Raw genomic sequence first — 16950 nt, 5'->3', positions numbered from 1 at the left:
CGTGAGGCGCAAGGCAAGCGCCGCACGGCGCACCGGAGCGGCTCGCACGCCGCCGCGCAAGTGCACTAACATTCGGTTACGCATCGGGGAGTTTTCCCTCGACGACACCCGCTACACTTGGCGTCTCCCGTCCCGTGCAACCTGAACGGTTGCTGCACAGTCACGGATTGCCATGAAGTCATGCCCTGCGCGGCGTGAATCGCGGGCTGCGCCGTCATCCGGCGGGCTGCTGGCGATTGACGCCGGTTTTCGTATTGTTTTCGGATTCTTTTCGCAAGCCCGATCATTGCACCGGCTGCGTGCGGGCCTGTTCGCGTATGCGTTTTGCACGTCGCTCTGGCTATCGCTCGCACTCGCCAGCGCCGGCCTTGTCCTGTCCGGCCCTGCACATGCGGCCGGCGCCGCCAGCGGCACACCCGTCATTCCGGCGCTGCAAAGCCTGATCAATAGCGCGACGGTGTCGCCGGCTGCGCCCGCGTCGGGCGCATCGGCAGCCGATGCGGCGTCGGCGCCGTCACCCGCCAGCCAGGCGGAACTGACGAGATCGCTCGACAGCGTGATCAGCACGCTCGACAACGACCACCAGCGCACCGCGCTCGTCGCGCAGCTGAAGAAGCTGCGCGACGCGTCGAAGACGGTCGGACCGCCCGTGACCGCGCAGCCGAATCCCGGTTCGGGGCTGCTGGGCGCGATCGCGGCGGGCATCGCGTCGTTCGAATCGGACGTGCATCAGGGCCGCTCTCCCCTCAATTACTGGTCCGGCCGCTTCAACGCGGCGGGCAACGAGATCTACACGATTGTCACGAGCCAGGGGCGCGAGCACTTCGGCCAGGTGCTGCTGACCATGTTCGCCGTGCTCGCCGGATGGGGCGCGTGCGCGGCGGCGCTCATCTATGTGCAGCGCAGGATTCACGCGCGCTTCGGCATCGTCGTACGGCTGGATGCGAATCCCACCACGCGCGATCTGCTGATCTTCGCGCTGCGCCGCGTGGGTCCGTGGATCGTCGCGTTCGTCGCCGCGTTGATGTTCGTGCGTGCGATGCCCGATTCGCTCGGCCGCACGATCGCGATGGTGATCGCGTACGCGATCGTCGCGGGTGCGGTGTTCTCGGCGATCTGCCTGATCATGTTCTCGCTGTTCGGTTCGGGGCATCGGCGCGCGGCCGTGCGCGTGCTGATCGAGCAGGGGCGGCGGCTGCTGTTCGCGATCGGCATTTGCAGCGCGCTCGGCGATGCCGCCGTCAACTACGATGTCGCGCATGAACTCGGCACGAATCTCGCGGCGCTCGTATCGACGGTTTCGAACATGACGGCGGCGGCGCTGACCGCTTATTTTGCGCTGGCGTTCCGGCGTCCCGTCGCGCATCTGATCCGCAATCGCGCATACGAGCAGCGTCACGATCACAAGGCCGCGACCGACGCGTTCGACGTGCTCGCCTCGCTATGGCACGTGCCGATGCTGGTGCTCGCGACAGCCTCCGTGATCGCGACGATCGGCGGTATCGGCAGCGGCGAGAATGTGTTGCAGATTTCCGTCGTGACGGCGCTGCTGCTGGTGCTGGCGTTCTTTCTGTCGGCCGTCGTGCTGCGCGTGACGCGTCCGCGCAGCGCGCGACGCCGACGCCGCTCGCCCTATCTGACGCGGCTGCTGCGCTTTGTCGGCACGCTGATTACGCTGTTCGTCTGGCTCGCGTATTTCGAGTTCGCCGCGCGGCTGTGGGATGTGTCGCTCGCGCAGATCATCGAGGAAAGCGTGACGGCGCGCGGCATCGCGCACGCACTCACTGCAATTATCATCACAGTGTTTTTGTCGTGGCTCGTGTGGATCCTGATCGATACGGCGATTCAGGAAGCCGTCAATCCAAGCAGCCCGCGCAACAAGTCGAAGAACCCGAGCATGCGCGCACGCACGATGCTGCCGCTCGTGCGCAACGTGCTGTTCGTGACCATCCTGACGATCGCGGGCATCGTCACGGCGGCGAACCTCGGCATCAACGTGACGCCGCTGCTGGCGGGCGCCGGCGTGATCGGTCTCGCGATTGGCTTCGGCGCGCAGTCGCTGGTGAGCGATCTGATTACGGGCCTTTTCATTATCATCGAGGACACGATTTCGGTCGGCGACTGGATCGATATCGACGGCGGCCATGCGGGCACGGTTGAATATCTGTCGATCCGCACGGTGCGTCTGCGCGACGGCCAGGGCGCGATTCACGCCATTCCTTTTTCGCAGATCAAGATCGTGAAGAACCTGTCGCGCGATTTTGCGTATGCGGTGTTCGAAGTGCGTGTGCCGTTCTCCGCCGATGTCGATGAAGTGACGCAGCTGATTCGCGCTGTCGGCGCGGACCTGATGGCGGACTTCCGTTACCGGCGCGAGATGCTCGGACCTGTCGAAGTCTGGGGGCTCGATCGCTTCGATCCCAACTGGATGGTCGTCAAAGGCCAGATCAAGACGCGGCCGCTGCAGCAATGGAGCGTGGCACGTGCGTTCAACCTGCGTTTGAAGCGCAAGATGGACGAAGCGGGCATCGAGATCCCTGTGCCGCAGATGCGCGTGCATACGTCACGAGGCGACGAAGTCGGCGAAGCGCTGATGGAAGAAGATGTCGCACAGCACGACGTCGCGCAGCATGGGGCGCACGCGCGCGAAGCCGCGACGGGCACGACGACACCGTTCAGGCCGAAGACGGGTGCTCCCGTGCCGCCGGCGCGCGACGTATCGCACGAGCCGCGTCCAGCGCCGCCGTCGACGGGACAGACGGCCTCCGTGCCGCCGCAGATTCCGACGGCGGGCGACGGTGGCAAGACGTGAAAGCGATGAGTTTTCGACAATGAAAAGGGCGTCACGCGGCCAGGCGAGACGCCCCTTCATTTGATGCGGGCGGGACGGATACGCAATCAGGCAGCAACGGCTCGCACGGTATCCGCGATGCGCACGATGTCGTTCACATGCGTGCCGATCTGCTCGCCCGCAACGCCGTAGATATGCAGGGAGACAGCGGCCTTGTCGCTGCCGTTGGCGAGCCGGTGGATGCAGGTGCGTCCTGCGCGCGTGAACGACACGGCGCCCGGTTCGCGCGATTGCTCGCGCACGGGCGCCGCGCAATCGCTGTCCGCCTGCCATTCGTATCGCGTTTCCGTCAACGTGCCGTCGATCAACGCATAGCCGCACCACGTGTGATGCGCGTGAACCGGACTGGCCTGGCCGGGCATCCAGACGAGTGCGGCGATCGCATAGCGACCGAGCGGATCGGCGGCGAGCAGATGGCGCCGGTAGCACGCGGTGGACGCTTCACGCTGTTCATCCGTGAGCAGGGCGGGATCGGCGGCTGCTTCGGCGAGCGCCGCGCGCACCGCCCGGGCGAACGCTGCATGCAGCGACGGATCGGGCGCGTCAGCGCAGGCGTCGAAGGCGGCATCGAGGGCCGTGCACAGCTGCGCAAGGGCGCCCGCGGCGGGCCTCGCGCAGTAAAAAGAGAGCGATTCGGCCGTCGGGAATTCGCGTGTGTTGGGGGCGGCTGAAGGATGCATGGAAGGCTCCGCTGATCTTGTTCTTCGAGAACGGGATTGCCCTCATTTATACCGATTTGCGCGGAGAAAGAGTTTTCATATAATTCCGTCGTCTTGACGAGAAATAGAATAATTTTCTATCTGGGTGGGAAGATGGGAATGGACATCATTGATCGGCGGCTGCTCGAACTCCTTCAGGAAGACGCCACGATGCCGATCGCCGAACTCGCGGCGCGCGTGAACCTGTCGCAGACGCCGTGCTGGAAGCGGGTTCAGCGTCTCAAGGAAGCGGGCGTGATCCGCGCGCAGGTCGCGCTGTGCGATCCGCGCAAACTGGGCGTCGGCACGACCGTGTTTGTCGCCGTGCGCACGAACCAGCACACGGAATCCTGGGCGCAGACCTTTACGAGGGCGGTGCAGGACATTCCCGAAGTGGTCGAGGTATACCGGATGAGCGGCGAGACCGACTATCTGCTGCGCGTCGTCGTGTCCGACATCGACGACTACGACCGCGTCTACAAGCAACTGATTCGCTCCGTGCCGCTTTACGACGTCAGTTCCAGTTTCGCGATGGAGCAGATCAAGTATTCGACGGCGTTGCCGGTGCGGGCCGCCGTCGTCGCCGAAAGCCGCTGATCACGCGGCGTTGCACAGTCGGACTGCGCGTGCGCATGGCGGACTGCAAGCCGCGCGCAAGGTGCTTCGGCGTAGAATGCCCGCTCCGTCGAATCAAACCGCCAGCAGAGCCTGCCTCATGAACGATCCGCGCAAGAAGAACCCGACGTTTGGTGTTGCTGTGTTCATCGTCGTAGTCGTGTTGCTGGTGATCGCAACCATCTTCTACAACGCGATCACGGAGAAGCACGAATACGATCGCGAGAATGCCGTCGATTCGGTGTCTTCGGCCGCGTCGTCAGCGGCGGCTGCCGTCAACGCCGCAAAGGGCGCGTCGCAGTAGGCGGGGCCGGGTTCAGTTCTCGGGCAACCGGATCACACTCGCATCCTTGCGAATCAGGAAGGACGCCGCCAGCATCTGCTTGCATTGATGCGCGAGCAGCCTCAGTTCATGCACGGCATCGGGCGCATAGTCGGGCGAGCGTTCCGCCTCGACGACCAACTTGTCGAGCTCGCGCGTCATCTGTTTCGAGATTTCAGTCTGATCGGCGGGCGGCGGATTGCCTTCCTCGGCGTGCGTCAGGTTGTCGCGAATCAGCGTCAGCGCCCGTTGCAGCGGCTGATGCGACGGGCCGCCCATCTGCTGGGAAGAGGTGCGCAGCAACGGTGCCGCCGCTGTGATCTGCGAGGCGAGCACATGCGAGCGTACGAGCAGGTCGTTCAGTTCCGGCACGAACTTCTGCGCCGATTTGGGCTCGAGCATCATCCGTTGAAACGCCTGCCCCAGATTGGCAAACGCGACGTGTACGTTCTTTCGCGCCAGCCGATAGCGATAGTCGCGATCGAGCGCGCTCGCGGCGGCAGCGGCGGCGGGCGTCGGGGCCGACGGCCTCGCAGCCGTGGTCGCGCTGACCGAGACACCCGCTGCCGACGCCGCCACGGCTGCTTCCGCCACCCCGTCTGCACCGCTCGCCGCGACCTCCGCGACGGCCACGGCAGGTGCGAGCGCGGCCGCTTCTGTTAGCGCGGACGGCGCGATCACAGCGGCAGCCGCGGCCGGCTTGCCTCCCCACCACCAGCTCGCTTCGAGGTAGCTGCGCATCGCCGCGATCATGTCGTCGACGAGCTTCCCCATCAGCCGGTATTCCCAATACGGGAACAGGTGGCTCGCGGCGATCGCGATCGCGCACCCGACGACCGTGTCGATCGCGCGCTCGCCGATGATGTGCAGGCTGCCGGGCGCGAGCAGATGGAACAGCAGCAACACATACGATGACGTGAACACGACGCTCGCCGTGTAGTTGAAGAGCAGCAGGCTGTAGCTCATCACCATCGACGCGAACATCACGATAATGAGCACATGCGGCGACTTCACGCTCATGATCAGCGCGATGCTTGCCGCGCAGCCGATCAGCGTGCCGACGATACGCTGCCCGTTGCGCTGCTTGGTCAGCGAGTAGCCGGGTTTCAGAATGATGACGGTCGTCATCACGATCCAGTAGGCATTCGTGAGCGGCAGCAGGCGCCCGAGCCAGAAGCCGACTGCGACAGCGATCGTCACACGCAGCGCATGCCGGAAGCTCGGCGAGGCCATCGTCAGGTTCGAGAAGATGGAGCCGAACGGCACGCGGCGGCTGGACACGAAACGCGTGAGCGCCTGATCGATGCGCAGATCGGTTTCCTTCGTGTTGTCCTCGTTCGCCAGATTCTTGCGCATCCGCTCGATCAGACGCGTCGCGCTCCACACGCGCCTGAACGAAGCCGAAATGGTCGAGTAGGCTTCGGGGTGCCTGTTCGGCAGATCCCGCTTGCGCATCAGCTCGATTTCATATTCGATCGCGCGCAGTTCGGCCTTGACGCTGATGCGTGCGCGCGGCGGCTCGTTCTGCAGCACGGCAAGACCGATGTCTTCGAGATCGGCTGCAGCCTTGCGGATCAGGTCGCGATAGAAGATCAGCAGATCCGAACCGCCGAAGGTATTGCGCACGAGTGGGTAGTCCGTATGCGCGCCGACGAACTGTTCATGCAGGTCGACGATATGGATGAACAGATTGAAGAGCGTCGCCCGACGCGGCTCGAGCCGTCCGCTTTTCAGCTTGGGCAGGTTGCGCAGCACGATGTCGCGCGCGGCGTCCTGCATGGCCACGGCCGCGATCTGTTTGGCGACGAGGTTGCGATAGCACTCGTCGAGATCGTTGTCGAGATCGAAGAAGTCGGCGCGCGCGAGCAGGTAGTCGGCCAGCGCGAACACGCTCTCGGCGAGCGCCTGCTGTTCGATCCGGTACATCATCCAGCGGCTGACGAAGGTCGACCAGTACGTGAACCACAGGCCGCCCACGAGCATCCACGACGCGTTGACGAGTGCCTGCAGCGGGGTGAAATGCTCTTCGAGCGTCATGATCATCATGAAGAGCGTCGCGAAGCTGATCTGCGGCCAGCGGTTCCCGTAGACGACGATCAGTGACAGTACGAAGGTGAGTGGCACGACGGTGCACCACAGCGCGACGGGGTTGACTGTCGCGAGGCCAGTGGCGAGCGCGGCGAGGAAGCCGATCACGCTGCACGCGAGCATTTCGTTGTGTTTGTACTTGAGCGGGCCGGGCATGTCGACGGCGCACGCACCGAGCGCGCCCGTCGCGATCGTGAAGCCGAGTTCCCGGTTGTGGAAGACGATGAGGGAAAGAATGGCGGGCAGCGACACGCCCACTGCAATGCGCAAGCCGCCGTAGAAGTACTGGCTATACAGAAACTTTTTGATTTCGACTGAATAGCGCATCGACCGCCTGGTGTCTCGTATCCATATTGATGAAGCAGTCGGGCCCATTCCCGGCCTCGAACTGCCGTCGAGTCTAACTGATTTGACCATGCGCGCACCATCTGCTGAACGGCCAGGATGCGTCACGCCGAACGTGTTTGTTATGCTGTCGCATCGAATTCCCGCATGGCCCGCCCGCAAGCGCGGCGCCGCTTGTACGCACGACCTATGCTCCAGATTGTCTATTCGAACCAGTACGATGTGCTCGTCGGCGCGCTGCTCGACGGGCTCGCGCAGACGCCTTCCAGTCCGTGGACTGCGCAACCTGTGATCGTGCCGAGTGCGGCCGTGCGGCGGCGCCTCGAACTCGATATCGCTGCGCGCCAGGGTGTGTGCGCGAATATCCACTTCGGCTATCTCGCGCAATGGCTGTGGACGCAGATCGGCGGCGTGATCGACGTTCCGCCGCGTTCGCCGTTCGCGCCCGACCGGCTGGTATGGCGCTGCTACCGTCTGCTCGGCGACGCGGACGAGGCGCGTCCGTGGAACGCGTCGCCGCGCCTGCGCAGCTACCTCGACGCCGCCGATCCGCCGATGCGCTATGAACTCGCGCGGCGCGTCGCGACGGTGCTCGACCACTATCTGACCTATCGTCCCGAATGGCTGTTGCAATGGCAGAAGGGCGGTTCGATTTTCGCGAGCGGCGCCGCTGCCGACACGGGCCCGCGTCTGACGGGCGCGAGCGCCGCCGAGCGCGAAGACGAGCGTTGGCAGGGCGCGCTGTGGCGCGCACTGCTGGTCGAAGTTGCGGGCAACGCGCATGCGCCGGACGCGGCCACGCCGCCTGCCTATCGCTTTCTCGACGAAGTCCGCTCGTTCGATCTCGACACGATCGCGCGCGCCGAATGGCCGGGTTCGGTGAGCGTGTTTGCGCTGCCGACCATGCCGCCCTTGCACATCGCGCTGCTGCGCGAACTGTCGCGCTGGATCGACGTGCGTCTGTACGCGATGAATCCGTGCCGGGAATTCTGGTTCGATATCGTCAGCGCCGGGCGCGTCGAAGCGCTCGATGCTGCGGGTCGACTCGACTATCAGGAAGTCGGCCATCCGCTGCTCGCGGAGTGGGGCCGGCAGACGCAGGCGCAACTGCACATGTTGCACGAACTGACGGAAAGCGCGGCGTCGTCCGAGGCGTCGTACTTCGCGGAGAATGCCGCGCCGACCTGGCTCGCCGCCGTGCAGAACGCGATGCTCGATCTGCGCGACGAGCGCGATCTCGATACGCAGCCCGCTCAACGCGGCATCGAAGTGCATGTCTGTCATAGCCTCGCGCGTCAACTGGAAGTGCTGCACGATCGCCTGCTGGGCTGGTTCGACGAGTTCGACGACCTGCAGCCCGCCGACGTGCTCGTCACGCTGCCCGATCTCGGCGCGGCCGGTCCACTGATCGATGCCGTGTTCGGCACGTCGCCGGCGGGCGATACGCGCCGCATTCCGTATCGGATCACCGGCTTGCCGCCTTCGCAGGCGAACCCGGTGGCCCGCGTGCTGCTCGACTGGCTCGCGTTGCCCGAGCGCAATGTCGGTGCGCCGGAGCTGATCGAATGGCTGCGTGTCGACGCCATTGCGGCGCGCTATGGCATCGACGCCGCCGCGCTCGAAGACGTCCAGGAATGGCTTGCGGCAGCGGGCGCGCGGCGCGGCCTCGCGCCCGTGCCGGCCGCCGACAGCGCGGTTCCCGTCGCGCGCCACACGTTCGCCGATGCGCTTACGCGTCTCTTTCTCGGCTACGCGATGCCAGAAGGCGGCGCGCCCGTTGATGCATGGCTGCCCGTCGAAGGCGCGGACGGATCGGATGCGGAACTGCTTGGCCGGCTCGCGAGTTTCGTCGACGACGTCGATGCCTTTGCGCGGCGTTGCGCGGACGACATGACGCCCGTCGAGTGGACGCAGCTGTTGCTCGAAGTGCTCGGCCGCTGCTTCGACAGCGGCGTCGACTTTGCGGACAGCCTCGCCGCCGTGCGCGATGCCGTCGACGCGATGAGCGAAGCGATGCGCGCGGGCGCCGAGCATCTGCCGTTGCCCGCGGCCGTGGTGCGCACTGCGCTCGCCGAAGCGCTGGACGATCCCGCGCGCGGCGGCGTGCCGTGGGGCACCGTGACGTTTTCGTCGCTGACCAGCCTGCGTGGCTTGCCGTTCAGGGTGGTGTGCATGCTCGGCATGGACGATGGCGTGCTGCCAAGCCTCGCGCGAGCCGACGAATTCGATCTGATGGCCGGGTTCGGCAAGGCAGGCGATCGTCAGCGTCGCGACGACGAGCGCAATCTGTTTCTGGATCTGCTGCTGGCCGCGCAGGATCGGCTGCTGATCGCCTATACGGGGCGAAGCATCCGCGATAATGCGCCGCTGCCGCCCGCCGCGCTCGTCGACGAACTGCTCGATCATCTGGCACGCGTGTCGTCGGCAGAAGACGCGTCGCCTGCCGAACTCGACGCGGCGCGGCGCGCATTCATCGTCGAGCATCCATTGCAGCCGTTCGCCTCCGACTACTTCAACGCGAAGCGTGCCCTGTTCAGTTACGACGCCGACCGCGCGGAGCTTGCCGCGTTACTTGCCGAACCGTCAAGTTCGCCGGTTGCGCCGTTCTTCGACGTGCCGCTGCCCGCCGAACAGGACGAACCCGTCGCCTTTGACGACTTCCAGCGCTTCTGGCGGCATCCCGCGCGCGCGTTGCTGCGCGACCGGCTCGGCATCGTGTTGTCCGACGCGCAAGGCGAACTGCTCGACATGGAGCCGTTCGAACTTGACTACGCAAGCCGCGATGCGCTGGCCGACCGTCTGCTGCCCGCGCTGCTCGACATTGATTTCGACGGCGAAGCGTTCGAACGCGTGCGGCGCGTCGCCGAAGCCAGCCCCGAGATGCCGGGCGGCGCGACGGGCGCGGTGTGGCGCACACGTGAGCTCTCGGCGTTGCGCGGACTCGCGGATCGCGTGCGGCGCGAAGTGGCATCGGGCGTCACGCGCCTGCCGTTCACGCTCGATATCGACGCACGCTGGCCGGACACGGGCGATGTCGCGCTGTTCGGCCGCTACGACGACGTGCTGCGCGACAGATCGGAAGGTCCGCTGCGATTGCAGGGCACGCTCAATCTGCTCACGCCGACGGGGCAGGTCGTCTTCCGGTATGCGAAACCGACCGCGCGCGACTATCTGTCCGCGTGGCTGTCGCATCTCGTCTACTGTGCGGCGCTGCCTGCCGGACCGAGGCGCACCGTATGGCACGCAAGCGGCGAATCGTTCGAACTCACGCCCGTCGAGCATCCCGTGGATGAACTCGCTGCGCTTGCCGCGCTGTTCCGCGCCGGGCGTGCGTTGCCGCTACGCTTCTTCCCGAAGAGTGCGTGGACGAAGATCAGCGACAGCGACTCCGCGGCTCAAGGTGGCTGGATCAGCGACCGCGTGCGCGGCGAGTCCGACGACGCGGCGCTGCGCATCGCATATCGCGGCGCGCCGCTGACGCTCGACGAACCGTTCGGCACGTTGGCCACGATCGTCTTCGGGCCGCTTGTCACGCATCTGAGGAGCGTGTCATGAGCGGCGCACGATGGATGCAGGCTGCCGCTGCGCAGGAGCTTGACGTGTTCGCGTGCGATCTCGACGGCGTCAATCAGATCGAGGCATCGGCGGGAACCGGCAAGACGTGGAACATATGCGCGCTCTACGTCCGACTCTTGCTGGAGAAGAATCTGAGCGCCGATCAGATTCTCGTCGTGACTTTTACGAAAGCGGCGACGGCCGAGTTGCATGAACGCATTCGCGGGCGTCTCGCTGAAGTGCAACGCGCGATCGAAACGGGCGACGACGGCGGCGATCCGTTCATCATCCGGCTGTTTGAAACGACGCTCTCCGAGGCACGCGGCGTCGATCTCGAAGCAGCCGCCAAAATCGTGCGGCGCGCACTGCGTACCTTCGATCAGGCGGCGATCCACACGATCCACGCGTTCTGTCAGCGCGCGTTGCAGGAAGCGCCGTTCGCAGCCGCGATGCCATTCGCGTTCGAGATGGAAGCGGACGATGCCGCATTGCGCTTCGAACTCGCAGCCGATTTCTGGCGCGAACAGGTGGAACCCGTGGCCGCTCGTCATCCGTCGTTCGCGGCGTGGCTGGTCGAAAAGCGCGCAGGCCCGGCGTCGCTTGACGCACAGCTTGCGCGGCGCCTGAAGAAGCCGCTCGCGCAATTGCGCTGGGGCGAAGTCGGCGAACGCGAAAGCGCCGCGCAGCACGACATGCAGGCGCGTTTCGATACGGCCTGCGAGATGTGGCGCGCCGGGCGCGACGACATCGTGCGCCTGCTGGAGGCAGCGCAGGAGGGCTTGAGCAAGCTTTCGCACAAGCCCGAACTGGTACGCGCCGCGATCGAAGCATGGACCGACTATTTCGCGCAGGACGACTGCCACGTGCCGCCGCCCAAGGCTGCGCTGAAACTGACGGCAGCCGCGTTGACGAAGGGCACGAAGAAAAATTTCGATCCGCCCACGCATCCGTTCTTTGTCGTCGCGGATGAACTCGCCGCTGCGTCGCTGGCGGCGGAGGCGGCGCAACGCGCGCGCTGGCTCGGCCTCGTGCAGGCGTGGCTCGACTATGCGCCGCATGAACTGACGACACGAAAGCGCTCACGTCGTGTCGTATCGTTCGACGATCTGCTGTCGAACCTGCATCGCGCGCTCGCGACTCACGTGTGGCTCGCGGATGCGCTGCGCGCGCGCTATCCCGCTGCGCTGATCGATGAGTTTCAGGACACCGACCCGCTGCAGTTCGCGATCTTCAATCGCATCTTCGCTCCAAAGGGACCGCTCTTTCTGGTCGGCGACCCCAAGCAGGCCATCTACAGTTTTCGCGCGGCGGATCTGCATACGTATCTCGCCGCCCGCGCGAAAGCGTCGGCGCGCTATACGCTCGCCGTCAATCAGCGTTCGACGGCGCCCGTCGTCGAAGCGTGCAACCGCTTCTTCGAAGCGAACCCAAAGGCGTTCGTGCTCGAAGGTCTCGACTATCAGCCGGTGCGGGCAGGCGAGCGGCAGCGGCCGCCGCTCATCGACAGGGACGGCACGGCTGGCGGCGATTTTCGCGCATGGATGCTGCCGCAAGGCGACGCGGCGCTGATCAAACGCGATGCGCAGCGGGCAGCCAGTGAGGCCTGCGCGGCGGAGATCGTGCGGCTATTGCGCGGCGCGCGCGAGGGCCACGTGACGATTGGCGACAAGCCGCTCGCGCCCGGCAACATCGCCGTGCTCGTGCAGACACACAAGCAGGGCAGCCTGATCAAGCGCGTGTTGTCCGCGTGGGGCGTGGGCAGCGTCGAGCTTGCGCAGGCATCGGTGTTCGAATCGCTCGATGCCGAGCAGATCGAACGGGTGCTGGCCGCCGTCGATACGCCCGGTGACTTGCGTCGGCTGCGCGCGGCGCTCGCCTGCGACTGGTTCGGTCTCGATGCGGCATCGCTGTGGCGGCTCGAACACCTCGCCGAGTCGACACCTGCCGCAGGCGAGCTCACGCAGACCGTCGATGCGATGGGTTGGGTCGAGCGTTTTTCGCGCTACAGGATGCTGTGGCACGAGCGCGGTTTTGCCGTCATGTGGCGCACGCTGATGCGCGAACTGCATGTCGCGCAGCGGATCGTCGCGGGCGCCGAGGGCGAGCGGCGGCTCACCAACCTGAACCATCTCGCCGAACTCCTGCAGGCACGCGCTGCGACGCGGCCTGGCATCGCGCCGACGCTGCGCTGGATCGCGGCGCAGCGCGAAGGCGCAGGGGGCGGCGAAGAGGCGCAGCTTCGGCTCGAATCGGATCGCAATCTCGTGCAGATCGTCACGGTTCACAAGTCGAAGGGACTCGAGTATGCCGTCGTGTTCTGTCCGTTTCTCAACGATGGTGCCATGCGCGAGCCGCACCCGTCGGGGCTGCCCGATGCGCGCGAATATCACGACGACGGCGGCACGGCCGTGCTGCACTATGGCTGCGATGAAGAGCAAGCTGACCTTGCGAGCCGGCAGGCGACACGTGAGCAGGCGGCCGAGCGCGCGCGGCTGATCTACGTCGCGCTGACGCGCGCCGTGTACCGCTGCTACGTGGTGGCGGGCACGTATCTGTCGGCGCGGTCGACGAAGGAGTCGGCGCGCAGCGTGCTGAACTGGCTGGTCGCGGGCAACGCGCGCGAGTTCGACGAGTGGCTCGCGAAGCCGCTCGAAGAAGGCGCGATCTATCGGCATTGGCAGGCGCTTGCAGGCGGGCCAGTGACCGTCGCCGGTTTGCCGCCCGTCGTGCGTCGCGAGCCGCTGGAAAGCGTCACCGATAGCGGCGTCCGTTTGCGCGCCCGCGCGAACCGGCGGTCGTTGCGCGAAGCGTGGCGCATGACGAGCTTCAGTTCGCTGATCGCAGCGGGCTCGCGGACCGACGAAACGTCCGCGTCCAATGCCGTCAACGAAGAAGCGCGTCCCGATCACGACGAACTGGCCGATCTGCCGTCCGTATCGAACGCGCCCGTGTTCGACGTGGCTGCTGCGCCCGTCGAACTCGCGGCCGACGATATCCTCTCGTTTCCGCGCGGCCCGGCGGCGGGCGAGTGTCTGCATCGCATGTTCGAGCTCGCGGATTTTTCTGATCCTGGCACGTGGCCGCATGCGATCGAACGCGCGCTGCACGAGCGGCCTGCGCCTGCCGAGCCCGAGCTCGCGCAACGTCTGCCCGCGATGATGCAGCGTCTGCTTGCCGATATCGTCAGCACGGAACTCGTGCCCGGCATGACGCTGGCGGCGCTCGATCCGAAGCGCCGGCTCAACGAACTGGAGTTTCTCTTTTCGGCGGCATCGCTCGACTTCCCCGCGTTGCGAGCCCTGCTCGTCGGGCACGGCTATCCTGACGTCGCGCTGGATGCGGGTGCGCTGCGCGGCTTCGTCAAAGGCTTCATCGACATGATCGTCGAGCATCAGGGACGCTTCTGGGTGATCGACTGGAAGTCGAATCATCTCGGCGATACGCGCGAGAGTTATGCCTCGGAGCCGCTCGAAGAAGCGATGGCAAGCCACGCCTATCACCTGCAGGCGCTACTCTATACCGTCGCGCTGCATCGTTATCTGCGCTTGAGGATTCCCGGCTACGAGTATGAGAAACACATGGGCGGCTATCTCTATCTGTTCGTGCGCGGTGTGCGTCCCGCCTGGCGCGACGGCGGCCACGTTGCGGGCGTGCATGTGCGACGGCCCGAGCATGCGCTCGTCGTCGCGCTCGATGCACTGATGAGCGGAGGCTCGCCGTGAGCACATTCGATCAGCCGTTGCCCGACGTCAAGGTCAATGTTCCCGCGCCTGCGGACTTCAGCACGGCGCTCGCGGAAGGTTTCGCGCGGCGGGTGAGTGCACTCGCGCTGCGCGGCGGTGCGTCCGAAGACGCCGTGCGCTGGGCCGCGCGGGCCGCGTTCAGTGCGAGTCGCGCGACATCGGAAGGACATGTGTGCACGTCGCTGGACGAACTCGCGCAACGTTACGAGGCCGAGGTCGCGCATGTGCGCTGCGCGCTGCTCGCAAGCGGCGTCGCAAGCGATGGCATGCAGCCGGCCTATGCGCTGCGACCGCTCGTCGTCGACGGGCAGGGGCGACTCTATCTCGCGCGGTACTACGACTACGAGCGCCGGCTCGCGCAGTCACTCGTCGATCACGCACGCGTCGAGCATGAGGATGGCGTGTCCGGCGAGATGTCGCCGCATGCTTTGCGCGAAAGACTGCTGCGCTATTTCGGTCCGCCGCAGGACGAGCAGATCGACTGGCAGCGCGTAGCCGCCGTGATGGCGCTGTCGGGGCGGCTGACGATCGTCAGCGGCGGTCCGGGCACGGGCAAGACGACGACGGTGGTGGGCGTGCTCGCGTGCCTGCTGGACGCGCGCCCCGCTCTGCGTGTCGCGCTTGCCGCGCCGACAGGCAAGGCTGCGCAGCGAATGCAGGAGGCGCTGCTCGCGCGCGCCGGATCGTTGCCGCCCGAACTCGCCGCGCGTCTGCCGCACACCTCGTTCACCCTGCACCGGCTGCTGGGTACGGGGCCGGACGGGCGTTTCCGGCACCATCGCGAGAATCCGCTGCCCTACGACGTGATCGTGATCGACGAGGCGTCGATGATCGACGTTGCGATGGCGACGCATCTGTTCGATGCGCTCGCACGCGACACGCATCTCGTGATGCTCGGCGACAAGGATCAGCTCGCCGCCGTCGAAGCGGGTGCGGTATTCGGCGAGTTGAGCGCGCAGCCTGCTTTCACGGCACAGGGCGTCGGTTCGATCGCGGCCGCGCTGGGTATCGGCGAACGCTCGCTGCGCGATGCACTGCCCGCCACCGCCATCTGTCACGATGCGCGTTCAGACCAGGCTGAACCTTTGTTCGACGATCTGTTCGCCATGTCCTCCGGCGCGCCGTCTGAAGCGAAACCGGCGCGGCTCGCGCCGCTTGCGGATTGCGTTGTATGGCTGGAGCGCAATTACCGCTTCGGACTGGAATCGGCGATCGGCCGTTTGTCGCTTGCCATTCGGCGCGGCGCAGCACAGGAAGCGCTCGACGTGATGGACATCGATCCCGCCGTCCCCTGCGCGGCCGCGTTTCATGAAGACATGGACGCTGCCCCTTCCGAGCACACGATCCACCGCCTCGCCGCTGGCTTCGCTGCGTATGCGGATGCGCTGACCGCCGCGCTCTTCAGCACATCGGCAAACGCGGCGTCGCACGCGCCCGCGCTCTTCGACGCGCTCAATCGCTTCCGCATCCTGTGTGCGACGCGTCTCGGCGCACGCGGCGTCGATCACATGAACGCGGCGATGGCCGCGCAGGTGCGCCGTGCCGCGCGCATGCCGCTCGCGATCGGTGCGCAATGGTTCGCCGGCCGCCCAATCATGGTGACGCGCAACGACTATGCGCTGGGGCTGTTCAATGGCGATATCGGCATCGCGCTGCCGGGCGCGGACGGCGCGTTGCGCGTCTTCTTCCGCGGCGCGGACGGCGCTCTGCGCGCCGTGTCACCCGCCGCGCTCCCGCCGCACGATACTGCGTTCGCGCTCACCGTCCACAAGTCGCAGGGCTCGGAGTTCGATCATGCCGTGCTGATGCTGCCGTCCACATTCAGCCGTGTGCTGTCGCGCGAGCTGGTCTATACGGCCGTGACGCGGGCGCGCGAGCGGGTCGAAGTGGTCGGCTCGCGCGCTGTGCTGATGCGCGCGATCGCGACGCCGACCCAGCGCGATTCGGGACTGGCTGCGCGGATCGCCGAGGCGATGGAAGCGGGTGGGCGTTAGTTGGCTGCCGTGCCGCGCGGCGGCTCCGCTTCGGAATCGGTCTGATCCTGCGCGAGATCGCGCAGCGTGCGCCGGTACCAGAGCGTCCAGATCATCAGCCCGCCAAAGATGCCATAGCCGACGAAAGGCGACATCACCAGCACGCGCTCGATCGGCCAGTGCCAGGCCATCCAGCCGCGCAGTGCGGTTTCGCTCGCGAGGCCGATGCCCCACGTGGCCGTCAGCACGCGCAACCCGCGAGCGAACGCGGGACGCTCGCGCCACAGCATGTCGATATGCGCGGCGCCGTTCGTCATCTCACGGGCGACGAATGCGCGCGTCAGATAAAACACGGCAGGGCGCCCCCGCAGCAGCGACAGCAAAAACGCGATGCCGATCGCGCCCGACACCAGCGACTCGCGGAACAGCAGCATGCGCGGATCGCCGCCGAGGGCCATCGCGCCGATCGACAGCACGATGCCGAGAAGCACTGTCAGGCTGAGCGCGTCGGCGCGCCTGAAGCGCACCAGCTCGACGATGCTCCACACGACGGGCGGCACGGCGGACGCGATCAGTCCGCCCGTTTCGCCCCAGTGCGGTAGCGCGAGGCGATAGGCAACCCAAGGCAACGCGAGGTTGACAACGAGCTCGAGCACCTGCGCAGCGCGCATCTTCATCACGATAGTTGCCCTCAGGCGGAAAGCCTCAGTATCGACGAGATCGGCGGAAGACGGCAAACGAGCGGCGCTATCCACTTGAA

At 66.1% G+C, this 16950-nt stretch carries 9 protein-coding genes; 6 read left to right on the top strand and 3 right to left on the bottom strand.

The window, feature by feature from the left end; all coding sequences use genetic code 11:
- The first annotated feature begins 172 nt into the window (after window positions 1–172).
- Window positions 173–2812 carry a mechanosensitive ion channel family protein gene (locus tag BPHY_RS08925; protein ID WP_012401146.1) on the top strand — a complete coding sequence of 880 codons (2640 nt, stop codon included), beginning with the start codon at window positions 173–175 and terminating at the stop codon, window positions 2810–2812.
- An 86-nt stretch (window positions 2813–2898) separates the two neighbouring features.
- Here BPHY_RS08925 and BPHY_RS08920 read toward each other — a convergent pair whose 3' ends face one another.
- Window positions 2899–3531, bottom strand: a complete 633-nt coding sequence (locus BPHY_RS08920; RefSeq protein ID WP_012401145.1) for a cysteine dioxygenase family protein — start codon at window positions 3529–3531, stop codon at window positions 2899–2901.
- A 132-nt stretch (window positions 3532–3663) separates the two neighbouring features.
- Here BPHY_RS08920 and BPHY_RS08915 point away from each other — a divergent pair, with 132 nt between their 5' ends.
- On the top strand, window positions 3664–4146 hold the full coding sequence (locus BPHY_RS08915; RefSeq protein WP_012401144.1) for an Lrp/AsnC family transcriptional regulator: 483 nt from the start codon (window positions 3664–3666) through the stop codon (window positions 4144–4146).
- 118 nt (window positions 4147–4264) lie between these two features.
- A complete protein-coding gene (locus tag BPHY_RS08910) occupies window positions 4265–4468 on the top strand; it encodes a hypothetical protein (protein WP_041763480.1) in 204 nt (67 codons plus the stop codon).
- A 12-nt stretch (window positions 4469–4480) separates the two neighbouring features.
- Here BPHY_RS08910 and BPHY_RS08905 read toward each other — a convergent pair whose 3' ends face one another.
- Window positions 4481–6901, bottom strand: coding sequence for an FUSC family protein (locus BPHY_RS08905; RefSeq protein WP_012401142.1), 2421 nt, complete (start codon window positions 6899–6901; stop codon window positions 4481–4483).
- A gap of 207 nt (window positions 6902–7108) precedes the next feature.
- On the opposite strand from BPHY_RS08905, the gene recC reads away from it, so the two are divergent.
- The 3 genes from recC to recD are packed head-to-tail and all read left to right on the top strand — an operon-like array spanning window position 7109 to window position 16211.
- Window positions 7109–10474 carry an exodeoxyribonuclease V subunit gamma gene (gene recC / locus BPHY_RS08900; RefSeq protein ID WP_012401141.1) on the top strand — a complete coding sequence of 1122 codons (3366 nt, stop codon included), beginning with the start codon at window positions 7109–7111 and terminating at the stop codon, window positions 10472–10474.
- Entirely contained in the window at window positions 10471–14196 is a 3726-nt protein-coding gene (gene recB, locus BPHY_RS08895) for an exodeoxyribonuclease V subunit beta (RefSeq protein ID WP_012401140.1), read from the top strand. Before recC ends, recB begins: the two co-directional genes overlap by 4 nt.
- Entirely contained in the window at window positions 14193–16211 is a 2019-nt protein-coding gene (gene recD, locus BPHY_RS08890; protein WP_012401139.1) for an exodeoxyribonuclease V subunit alpha, read from the top strand. Before recB ends, recD begins: the two co-directional genes overlap by 4 nt.
- Here the strand turns inward: recD and BPHY_RS08885 are convergent.
- Window positions 16208–16867 (bottom strand): VC0807 family protein, encoded by a 660-nt coding sequence (locus tag BPHY_RS08885; RefSeq protein WP_012401138.1) that lies wholly within the window; start codon window positions 16865–16867, stop codon window positions 16208–16210. The genes recD and BPHY_RS08885 overlap by 4 nt on opposite strands.
- Between the last annotated feature and the right edge of the window lie 83 nt (window positions 16868–16950).

It is taken from the genome of Paraburkholderia phymatum STM815, assembly GCF_000020045.1.
GTDB classification, from domain to species: Bacteria; Pseudomonadota; Gammaproteobacteria; order Burkholderiales; family Burkholderiaceae; genus Paraburkholderia; species Paraburkholderia phymatum.
The sequence above is the reverse complement of the archived record's forward strand: the minus strand, read 5'-3'. Positions and strand labels throughout refer to the sequence as shown.